This is a genomic window from Ochrobactrum sp. PL_is483, assembly GCF_055816855.1.
Genome location: NZ_JBVPGS010000023.1, coordinates 35,903 through 46,111, shown reverse-complemented (window position 1 = coordinate 46,111; position 10,209 = coordinate 35,903). Strand labels below are relative to the sequence as shown.

Below are 10,209 nucleotides of genomic sequence, written 5' to 3'. Positions count from 1 at the left end.
ATTCCTCACCGGTAAATATCGTAATTGTCTTCCGGCGACAGTTGGCTGCGGCTTCTCGCATAACCATGCCCTGCATAGGTTGCCGCAGCAATGATGCCCGGAGAAAGACAGTCACCGATGCGCTCGACCGTTTCCAAACCGCGATCCATCCATTGATGTTTCAAGGCTACCAGATCATGCCAGAGCTGATCGTTTGGCAGGCGCGACGTGACCGGAACCAGTGTCGCGCAATCGACAGTGCGGATTTTGCCGGAATAAACGCAGGCAATATCAAGCGCATCCTTCCTCCGTCCAGCAAGCTGATGCAACGGGACAAGCTCGACGCCCCTTTCAATCAGGCGGCGCTGCACGCGACCTTGTTCAAGCGTGTGCTCGGTCCAGGGCGCGACAATCGCGGCAGGAGTGACGAAAGTCACGGCTCGTCCCGACGCTGCGATGAGTTCTGCGAGAACGCTCGCCATATAATAGCGGTCGTCATCGAAGATCACCACCGGCCCATCGTTCGCAAGCGCATCCACGCCGTTTTCGAGCAGCGCGTTGACGCTGACAATCGCACCCTCGGCGAGATAATCGAGCGGGCCACGATGAACCCGGCCAACTCCATCGTTACGCCAGCGCGCGCCGGTAGCAATCGCCACATGCGGGACGCCGTAAGAAAGAACATCTTCCGCACTAAGCCGGCTATCGAGATAAAGTTGCGCGTTGGGCGCCTGTCGCAACTGGCCAAGACGCCAGTCGCGCACGCGGCCCCAGGCAGCGAGGCCAGGAAGGCGACATTCCTGCGCAACGCGGCCACCCCATTCCTGTGCCGCATCAGCCAGCATCACATCCGCGCCGCGCTGCGCCGTGGCTCGCGCCGCTTCCAACCCGGCGGGTCCGCCGCCGATGACGAGTACGGATTGCGGCGCCTCAAGAGGCGGGATAATTTCCGGGTGCCAGCCCTTGCGCCATTCTTCGCCAATGGTCGGGTTTTGCGTACAGCGCATCGGTGCCACCGTGTTGTCACTGGCCGTGCAGATGTTGCAGCCGATGCACTCGCGTATGTCGTCGATGCGGCCATCGCGAATTTTCGCTGGCAGGAAGGGATCGGCAATCGACGGGCGAGCCGCGCCTATCAGATCGAAAATGCCTTTTTTGATCGCACGCACCATCGCGTCGGGAGACGTATAACGCCCTACCCCCACAACGGGTTTTGAGGTGAGAGGTTTTACAAAGGAGACGAACTCCTCCTGAAAGCCCTCTTGCGAAAACCGGGAGGTTTGGCTGTCATTCGACCAGTTGGAGAGGTTGACGTCCCAGAGATCGGGTTCGTCGGCAAGCGCCGCTACAACATCGCGCCCTTCTCCATCGTGGGTCAGACCATCGGCGCCCAAAAACTCCTCAACAGCAAAACGCACCGCAATGGCGCATTTATCGCCCACGGCGTCGCGCGTATCAGCGATTACCTCCCGGAAAAGGCGGAGGCGGTTTTCAAAGCTGCCGCCATATTCATCAGTGCGCTTGTTGTAACGGCTAAGCAGAAAATGCTGCAGCAGGGTCATGTCATGACCGGCATAGACATAAATGATGTCGAAGCCCGCGCGCTTGGCGCGCAATGCGGCATCGCGATGCCATTTGCGAAATTGAGCTATGTCGCTTTTATCCATGGCACGCGCCTGAACCGGATCTTCCACATCGACCATGATATCCGACGGTCCAATCGGCGAAAGCCGCGTCAGGCGGTTGGCGATATGGATGCCGTTGTGCACGAGCTGGATCGCTGCGAGGCTTCCCTGTTCATGCACGGCATCGGTCAACTGGATAAGGCGCGGAATGTCCTTGTCGTCCCACAGCCTGCCCTGATTGGACGGGGTGATATCGGAGGTGGGGTGGATTTCGGTTTCCTGCGTGGCGACGACACCCCAGCCGCCCTCTGCCTTCATCCGGCGCATATGGCGGTCGGCGTCAGGATAGCGATGCCCCATGCCGCTGCAATGCGGCACCTGATAAAAGCGGTTGGGCGCGGTGACCGGACCAATCTTTATGGGTTCGAACAATATATCGTAACGTGGCTCGCGCATGGGCATTGTTCCATTGTTCCGGAAATCGGACCCTGGGGTCCGCCCTTGCCGGTTCATGACTATCGATGGCGTGTCGGGTGAGGTTTTCAGCTTGGCCGATCGACCGGGAGGCATTGACAGGTTTGCAGGGCAGGGCCGCGACCTTTGCCGCCGCGCATCGCTTCGCACTTTTACTGAAAATGCTCCTCCGCCTGATCGTATTCCCCTGCTGCCTTGCCGGCACTCTTGTTGGGCAATCGCCTATGTCGGAAGCTATACATATCCAAAGTTATTATGCAAGTGCATAATTACGGACGCCGTCCTTGCCTTTGCCGCTGTATATGCGACAGATGTAGCCGAAGGAGAATTTGCGCTTCATGACAGGCTTGTTCAAACGCGCCCCAGAAAGTGAACGCCGCCGCGAGTTGGTTGAAGCGACATTGGAATGTATAGCCGAGGTCGGCATTCAGGCGACGACCGTGCGTGCCGTTGCGGCTCGCGCGGGCGTGACAAACGGGCTGATACGCCACCACTTTGAAAACAAGGCCAATCTCATTGTCGCAGCTTATCGGCGCACGATGGAGCTGATCACCGCCTCCAGCATGGCAATATTGGAAGGGCGAGAGGGGAAACCGCAGCAGCGGCTACTGCAATTCATCAAGGCAACACTGGAAGGGCAAGCTTCCGATGAGCGGATGCTGTCGCTTTGGGCGACGTTCATCAGCCAGAATCGCGTGGACCCTATGATTACGGCGGTGCGCGATGAAAGCTATGCAAATCTTCGCCGGGCAACCGAACCGCTTCTCGCCGAAGTTTTCACCGCCGAAGGGCGAGAGCTTACGCCCGCGGAGATCGAGCGCGCCGCCATTTGTGTCCATGCCATCCTGGATGGTTTGTGGCTCGAAGCTTGCCTCGATCAGACGCGCAAGAAAACGGATATGTTTGTGCAGCTCGCCACCGAAATGATCGAGAAAATTCTGGATACTTCTCTTTCTGACGAGTAAGCGAAGTGAATCATTTCGCGATACGGGCTTGCCGACTGCCTCAAGAAGCTTGTCGTTTCCAATGCTCCTCTAACTGAACACTATACCGCCATCGACGTTGAGGCTTTGTCCTGTAACAAAAGCGGCATCATCTGATGCCAGAAATGCGACCGGACCAACGACGTCCTCCGGGTCGCCGATACGACGCATCGCCGTCTTCTCCTGCCACGCCTGGCGCACGACGGCATCATCGAGGTTGACCCGTCCCATGTCCGTCAGAATAATCCCAGGGCAAATGCAGTTGGCGGTGATCCCATACGTGCCAACCTCCTGAGCCAGAACGCGGGTGAAGCCCATGACGGCAGCCTTGGATGCGGAATAATGGGCCTGTTCGGGCGCACCGTGCTTGCCGCCGATGGAGGCGATATTGACGATACGACCGTATTTCTGCCGTTTCATGTGAGGAAGCGCTGCCTGAACGACCAGAAACGTACCCTTTGCGTTGACATCAAGCACACTATCCCAGTGCTCTTCCTTCAGATGCTCGACGTCACCGGCGATCAGAATCCCGGCATTGTTTACGAGAGCATCGATGCGACCGAACACATCAACAACATTGCTGACCATCGCTTCTACGTCGGCTTTGTTGCTCACGTCGGCATAGAGGGGCAGAGCCTCCCCGCCTGTGGCCTCAATCGCGCGTGCCACCTCCTGCAAGGCATCCTGTTGGCGCTCGATGTCGTTGATAGCAACATCGAAGCCACGTTTGGCCATGCCGATTGCAATGGCTCGGCCAATACCGCGACTTGCACCGGTAACGAGGGCGATTCTTGCCTGTTCTGTCATGTCATCCTCCCAAAATCAAAGCGCGGTATAGCCGCCATCCACGGCAAGCACGGTGCCGGTCACAAAACTTGCAGCATCGGAGGCCAGAAACAGAACGGCATTCGCGATCTCTCTCGGCTCTCCCAGCCGTCCCTGTGGCGTCATGCGCATCCAGGTTGAGAACCATTCCTCATTGCTGCGGCCAGCAAGTGTCAGTTCCGTCGCGGTGTAGCCGGGTGCAACCGCATTGACGCGAACGCCCTGCTTTGCCCATTCCACAGCCAAAGACTTGGTAATGAGGTTTACTCCGGCTTTAGCGGCGTTGTAGGCAACCTGCGGCTGCGGATAGACGACGATCTCGCCGCACATTGAAGAAATATTGACGATAGCGCCGCGCCCGACAGCTGCCATGCGCTTGCCGAAGGCTTGGGCACAATAAAAGACGCCGTTAAGATTGACGTCGATTACAGCGCGCCAGTCTGCTTCGGACGTTTCACTCGCCGGGCCGTTACGAACAATGCCCGCATTGTTGACCAGAATGTCGGGTACACCGACCTCGGCAGCAATAGCTTCGGCTGTTCGTTCCGCTGCGTCACGATCGGTGACATCCAGAATGTACAGGCTCGCAGAAGAAGGACGACGGACGGTGAGTTCCGCGACCGTCTGCCTGGCAGCCGCTTCATCGCGGTCGGTAATGATGACCGTCGCGCCGGCTTCAACGAGAAGCTCGGCAATGGCTCGCCCGATACCCCTTGCGCCGCCGGTTATGACAGCGCGCTTACCAGTCAGTTGAAAATCCTTGAGCATTCTGTCCTCCCGCAAAAATGCCTCAGGCAGCCCGAACCGCTTTCAATGCCGGATAAAGCGCCCGGTATTGCTGATAGATTTCATTGTAGAGAGCCATCTCGCGCAGACGCGGCTCTATGCGCTTGCCAGGCTTCACCATGGCGGCAATACCCTCATCGATGGTTGCGAAATGGCCTGCTCCATGCGCAGCGAGTACCGCAGCCCCCACTGAAGGCGCATCGCGTGACTGCGGCACACAGACGGGCAAGCCCGCAGTGTCGGCATGGATTTGCAGCCAGAGCGGTGACGCGCTCGCACCGCCGCCGACGGTGATTTCCTGGCCGCGATAACCGGCTTCAGCCATGGCATCAAGAATGCTACGGGTGCCGAAACTGATACCTTCCATAATGGCACGGAAGATATGATGCGGTTCATGCGCCAGCGTCAGTCCGACGATTGCACCACGAGACAAGGCATCGGTATAGGGCGTGCGGTTGCCCTGAAAATGATCCTGTACCAGAAGCCCTTCAGCGCCCGGCTCCAGCGCAGCCGCCTTGGCGTTGAGCGCTTCCATGTCCATGGTCCCGTTCATCAGGCGTCCGAGCCATGCGATGATCGAGCCGGTGGACGTCTGCCCACCTTCGATAATGTAGCGTCCGGGATAGACCATATCGGGATAGCTGCCCCATATGCCCGGCGCGTGCAAAGGTTTGTCCGCAACACCAAATTGCAAGTGGGACGAGCCGGTTATCAGCGCAAGCTGACCGGGCTTGGCCACGCCCAGTCCTATCATGCCGATAAGTGCGTCGGCGCCCCCCTGCACTACCTTTACGCTCTGCGAGAGGCCAAGTTCGGAAGCGGCGGATGCACAAAGCCCTCCGATGACCTCTCCGGGCGCGACCACGCGAGAAGGCCATTTCTGCAGTACATCACCGAGGCCAAGTTTCTCCAGAAGTGTGACCGGGAAACCGCCACGATCCGTCGAATAGTGCCAGCGGAGCGACACATTGTTCAGACTGGCGGCTTTTTCGCCGGTCAGGCGCAATGTCATGAAATCCTGATACTCGCAGATCGTATCTGCCTTTTCGAATATCTCAGGCTCACTCCGCGCGAGCCACAGTGCTTTCGGGATCATCCATTCCGCCGAAACCGGTCCTCGGCCACCGCCATTGGCCTGCAGGGCAATATCCGCAGTGGCGAGGACAGCATCGGCCTCGGCACTTGCTCGAACGTCCATCCAGATGATCGATGGACGCAGCGGCTTTCCGTCCACGTCCAGAGCCACGACCGTACAGCTGGTCGTGGCCAGCGTGATCGCTTCTATGGCCGACGGATCGACGGACGAATCCGCAATGGCCTTGCGCGCAGCCTTTACAAAGCCTGACCACCAGTCTTCGGGGTTCTGCTCGGCACGAGCGCCGCTGGAAAACTTGGTCTCATAAGGAACTGCGGCACTTGCAAGGCACGTGCCCGAAAGATCGTAAACCCGCGCGCGGACACTTTCCGTTCCTCCATCGGCGGTGAGAAAATAAGTCATTCAACTCCTCCCGAGGCAGATGCGAAAACTCCTCCCGTCTTCGCATACCTCATCGCGCACGTTTCAACTCAGGCCTCGAAAGACTTCCAGCGCCTTGCCCGCATACATGACAGCCGGTCCGCCGCCCATTTCAACGGCTACCTCAAGCGCCTCGACCAGTTCCTGCTCGCTTGCTCCGTGCCGGATCGCTGCATCCACGTGGTAATAGATGCAATCTTCGCATCCCTTCACGACGGCAATACCGACAGCGATCAATTCGCGCTGGGCGGACGAGAACGCGCCGGCAGCGGTTGCGGTTTTGCTGACCTTGGCGAAGCCAGTCATCAATTCGGGCGCAGCTTTCGCAAAAGCGCCGAGCCGTGCCTGCGCTGTCTTGAGACGAAGCCTGACGTCCTCAGTCATGGGCACCTCCGATGGAATTCAAAATCAGATCGAGAACGTCCTTCGCCTGATCCCATTGCGGCATATGGCCAGACTGGCTGAGAAAATGCACCGCGATTGAAGGCGGAAGTGTCGTCGCCTGTTGCCATGGGATGATGCGATCCAGAAGTCCAACCAGAACACGTACCGGTTTCGCGCGAGAAAGCTTTTCCAGTGCCGGAACAATGTCGGTCATTTGCCCTGAAGGGCCAACAATGGCTGCTGCCAGCGCCTTGAGACGCCCTTGGGCCATGGTTTTTGCAAACTCCGCAACCAGTTCCGGCGAAAGCTCGACGGGCTTGGCAGCGATACGACGCAGCAGATGGCTGACTTCGCCTGCCGTTGTTGCATGGGCCATGCCAGAAATGAATCCTCCGTCCACGTCAGAACCAAGGCCGGCAGGGGCGATCATCGTCAAGCTCGAAACACGGCTTACATGCGCAGCCGTAAATTGTGTAGCTGCGACTGCTCCCAGAGAATGCGCAACGACATCGACCTCGGCAACCCTCAGAGCGTCGAGGAATGCGGGCAGGAATGCGCCGAGTTCATCCGCGTTCGTCGCGTTGATGGTCGTTAGTCCGTGAGCAGGAAGATCGGGCGCAATTACCCGGAAATTCGCCCGGCGCAGACCCGATGCAATACCGGTCCAGGTCGTCCGGTCACCAGAGAAACCGTGCAGCAGCAGGATTGTGCGGCCATTTTTCGGCCCCTGATCCAGATAGGCGACACGGCCATTCGCAAGATCGGTAAAGTGCACAGCGCTGTTCGATTTCGAATTGCTCGACGCGGCCAGCACATCTTCTTTCTCGATCCGTCCCCGGCGACCACTGCCCGAAAGCAAACTGATGTCGACGCCATTCTGGCGCGCAACTTTGCGAGCAAGCGGCGTGGCCCGAACCCGCCCGCCCTCTCTTGCCGGAGTCGCCTGCCTGGCAGTCGACGTTTTGGCTTCAAACGGGATTGGCTCAGCCTTTAGAACCGCCACTTCGGGCGTTGCGACATCTGCAGCGGCTACTTCAATACGGGCTATGGTCTCGCCCACCGTGACCATTTCGCCTTCCCCGCGCAAGATATCGACAAGCGTTCCACTCGCCAGCGCCGGAAACTCCGCGACGGTTTTGTCTGTCTCGATCTCTAGCACGGCTTCGCCGCGTTCAAAGCTCTCGCCTGCGTTTTTCAGCCAGCGAACGATACGGCCTTCTTCCATCGTTTCACCAAGACGAGGCATATCGAGGTCGGTGACAACGCGTTCGTTCTGCGAACCGGCTGCGCGTGCGGGGTGCAACGCAGCCGGTTCTTCAGGAGAAGGCGCGCTTTCGCCACCTTCATCCGTCCAGTCGGGACCATCGCCGATATCGATACGCGCCAACGGCGCACCAACCATGACCTGATCACCAATAGTGCCGATCCATTCGTTCAACGTACCGTCACCCAAGGCTGGAAACTCAGCCACGGTCTTGTCCGTTTCGATTTCGATTATGGAATCCCCGCGTTTGAAACTGTCCCCTGGCTTGACGAGGAAGCCGACAATCCTGCCTTCCTCCATCGTCTCGCCAAGGCGTGGCATTTTGAGAATCCGTTCAGTCATGACAGCATCTTCTCGGCAACGGAACGAATGAAATCGGGTGTTGGAACGCTTCCGGTTTCCAATTCTTGCGAAACCGAAATTGGAATATCTTCACCGGCGACACGCACCACCGGCTGTTCGAGATAGTCAAAGCATTCCTCGGTAATGCGAGCAGCGAGTTCCGCGGCGACACCGGCAGTCATGACGCCTTCGGACACCACCATTGCCTTGCCGACACGCTCGACATGTTCACGCACTGTGTCGAAATCGAGCGGATTAAGCGTCCGCAGATCAATGACTGTCGCTTCGATCCCCTTCGTGGAAAGCTTCTCGGCGGCATCGAGTGCATAATGAAGCTGGCGCGAATAGGTGACAATGACTAGATCCTTGCCGGTACGACGGACCGCAGCCTTACCCCATTCGAGCGGCTCGGCGTCGAGATCGACTTCTTCCTTGCGGGTATAAAGCGCCTTGTGCTCGATGAAGACCACGGGATCAGGCTTCGTCAGGCTCTGGCGCAGTAGATGATAGGCATCCTGGATCGTGGCGGGCATGGCAAGGCGCAGACCTGGCGTATGCATTATCCATGCTTCAAGGCTCTGGGAATGTTGGGCACCTGCAGAACGCCCGGTGCCGCCTTGGGTGCGCAGCACCATCGGCACGCCGATTTGCCCACCGAACATGTAGCGTATCTTTGCTGCCTGATTGGCAAGCTGGTCCATCGTCATGCCAAGAAAATCGATATACATCAGCTCGGCAACTGGCCGCAGCCCGGTCATCGCAGCCCCGACCGCCGCACCAACAATAGCCGGTTCGGATATTGGCGTATCGATCAGGCGTTCAGGACCGTACTTCCCGATAAGGTCCTTCGTAACGCCATAGGCGCCGCCATAGCGCCCGACCTCCTCGCCGATCACGACGATGGTGTTGTCCTCCGCCATGGCGTCATCCAGCGCTTTGCGCAGCGCGTCGCGGTAAGTCATGGCAACCATTATGCTTCATCCTTGGAAAGTACGCGGTCGATACGGGTGCGGACAGGTTCGGGCTCAGGCTCGCCTACGGCATACACATCCTTGAACATGGAAGTTAGCGGCGGCGCCTTGGATTCGACGGTGAAATCGATGGTGGCGTCCATCTCAGCCGCAATATCGCTATCCATGGCGTCAAGTGCGGCCTCCTGCGCGAAACCGGAGGTTAGGAGCTGGTCCCGCGTAAATTTCACAGGGTCCTTCTTGCGACCTTCGAGTTCTTCCGCCTCTGCGCGGTATGGGCTCTTATCCATGCGCGCATGGCCAAAGAACCGATAGCAGGTGACCGACAGGAAACCCGGCTTGCCGAGCCGCGCATCATCGATCAACCCTTGGGCCGCATGCTTGACTTCCTCAACATCAATGCCATCGACAACCCTTCCATTGAGGCCGAATGCGTGGGCACGCTGATCAAAGGCAGTGTTGGCGGTCGCCTGATCGACGCGCGTTCCCATGCCGTACTGATTGTTGATGCAGACAAAAACCACCGGCAGACCCCATAGGGCGGCCATGTTCATGCTCTCATAGAGAATACCCTGTTGCATTGCGCCGTCGCCAAAAAATGCGAGCGAAACGGAATTTTTCTTCAGGTATTTGCTCGACAGTCCAGCACCGACCACAGATGGGATACCACCGCCCACGATAGCGTTGGCCCCAAGATGACCGAGTGCCATGTCGGCAATGTGCATGGAGCCGCCCTTGCCATGGCAATATCCGGTTTCCTTGCCGCCGATTTCAGCCATCATCTGCCTGGGATCAGCGCCGCGGGCCAGAAAGATGCCGTGGCCGCGATGATGCGTTGTAAATGTGTCCTGCGGCTGCATGGCGGCACACACACCGGCGGCAGCTGCTTCTTCGCCAATGGAAAGGTGAAGCATCGAACCTGCCGTCTGACCTCGCACGAAGAGTTCGCCAACGCGTTCTTCAAAGGTGCGGATGCGGCGCATCGTTCGATAGAGTTCGAGAAGATTGGAGTTACTCGGATTTTGCACGTGCGCCTCCGACAGACCTGTCTGTTGCAAAT

The 10,209-nt window shown here is 58.3% G+C and carries 9 protein-coding genes; 1 reads left to right on the top strand and 8 read right to left on the bottom strand.

Annotated features, from left to right (window positions below):
- Positions 1-5: 5 nt before the first annotated feature.
- Positions 6-2,066, bottom strand: a complete 2,061-nt coding sequence (locus AC0TNJ_RS03535) for an oxidoreductase (RefSeq protein WP_473770250.1) — start codon at positions 2,064-2,066, stop codon at positions 6-8.
- Positions 2,067-2,416: 350 nt separating this feature from the next.
- On the opposite strand from AC0TNJ_RS03535, the gene AC0TNJ_RS03530 reads away from it, so the two are divergent.
- On the top strand, positions 2,417-3,043 hold the full coding sequence (locus AC0TNJ_RS03530) for a TetR/AcrR family transcriptional regulator (protein WP_473770249.1): 627 nt from the start codon (positions 2,417-2,419) through the stop codon (positions 3,041-3,043).
- A gap of 69 nt (positions 3,044-3,112) precedes the next feature.
- Here the strand turns inward: AC0TNJ_RS03530 and AC0TNJ_RS03525 are convergent, their stop codons facing one another.
- From AC0TNJ_RS03525 to AC0TNJ_RS03495, 7 genes are all read right to left on the bottom strand, one after another.
- Complete coding sequence (locus AC0TNJ_RS03525; RefSeq protein ID WP_473770248.1) at positions 3,113-3,868, bottom strand: SDR family NAD(P)-dependent oxidoreductase; 756 nt, start codon at positions 3,866-3,868, stop codon at positions 3,113-3,115.
- A 15-nt stretch (positions 3,869-3,883) separates the two neighbouring features.
- The gene (locus AC0TNJ_RS03520; protein ID WP_473770247.1) at positions 3,884-4,654 is read right to left on the bottom strand and encodes an SDR family NAD(P)-dependent oxidoreductase; all 771 of its coding nucleotides are present in this window, start codon (positions 4,652-4,654) and stop codon (positions 3,884-3,886) included.
- A gap of 22 nt (positions 4,655-4,676) precedes the next feature.
- Positions 4,677-6,170 carry an FGGY-family carbohydrate kinase gene (locus AC0TNJ_RS03515; protein ID WP_473770246.1) on the bottom strand — a complete coding sequence of 498 codons (1,494 nt, stop codon included), beginning with the start codon at positions 6,168-6,170 and terminating at the stop codon, positions 4,677-4,679.
- A 63-nt stretch (positions 6,171-6,233) separates the two neighbouring features.
- Entirely contained in the window at positions 6,234-6,572 is a 339-nt protein-coding gene (locus tag AC0TNJ_RS03510; protein ID WP_473767003.1) for a carboxymuconolactone decarboxylase family protein, read from the bottom strand.
- Entirely contained in the window at positions 6,565-8,178 is a 1,614-nt protein-coding gene (locus tag AC0TNJ_RS03505; protein WP_473770245.1) for an acetoin dehydrogenase dihydrolipoyllysine-residue acetyltransferase subunit, read from the bottom strand. The genes AC0TNJ_RS03510 and AC0TNJ_RS03505 overlap by 8 nt, the downstream gene beginning before the upstream one ends.
- Positions 8,175-9,149, bottom strand: coding sequence for an alpha-ketoacid dehydrogenase subunit beta (locus tag AC0TNJ_RS03500; protein WP_473770244.1), 975 nt, complete (start codon positions 9,147-9,149; stop codon positions 8,175-8,177). Before AC0TNJ_RS03500 ends, AC0TNJ_RS03505 begins: the two co-directional genes overlap by 4 nt.
- Positions 9,149-10,177, bottom strand: coding sequence for a thiamine pyrophosphate-dependent dehydrogenase E1 component subunit alpha (locus tag AC0TNJ_RS03495; protein WP_473770243.1), 1,029 nt, complete (start codon positions 10,175-10,177; stop codon positions 9,149-9,151). The genes AC0TNJ_RS03500 and AC0TNJ_RS03495 overlap by 1 nt, the downstream gene beginning before the upstream one ends.
- Positions 10,178-10,209 lie beyond the last annotated feature (32 nt).

Excerpts from the sequence above, each read along its gene's own strand:
- AC0TNJ_RS03535 (WP_473770250.1), bottom strand. The coding sequence starts at position 2,066 with ATGCCCATGCGCGAGCCACGTTACGATATATTGTTCGAACCCATAAAG.
- AC0TNJ_RS03530 (WP_473770249.1), top strand. The coding sequence starts at position 2,417 with ATGACAGGCTTGTTCAAACGCGCCCCAGAAAGTGAACGCCGCCGCGAG.
- AC0TNJ_RS03525 (WP_473770248.1), bottom strand. The coding sequence starts at position 3,868 with ATGACAGAACAGGCAAGAATCGCCCTCGTTACCGGTGCAAGTCGCGGT.
- AC0TNJ_RS03520 (WP_473770247.1), bottom strand. The coding sequence starts at position 4,654 with ATGCTCAAGGATTTTCAACTGACTGGTAAGCGCGCTGTCATAACCGGC.
- AC0TNJ_RS03515 (WP_473770246.1), bottom strand. The coding sequence starts at position 6,170 with ATGACTTATTTTCTCACCGCCGATGGAGGAACGGAAAGTGTCCGCGCG.
- AC0TNJ_RS03510 (WP_473767003.1), bottom strand. The coding sequence starts at position 6,572 with ATGACTGAGGACGTCAGGCTTCGTCTCAAGACAGCGCAGGCACGGCTC.
- AC0TNJ_RS03505 (WP_473770245.1), bottom strand. The coding sequence starts at position 8,178 with ATGACTGAACGGATTCTCAAAATGCCACGCCTTGGCGAGACGATGGAG.
- AC0TNJ_RS03500 (WP_473770244.1), bottom strand. The coding sequence starts at position 9,149 with ATGGTTGCCATGACTTACCGCGACGCGCTGCGCAAAGCGCTGGATGAC.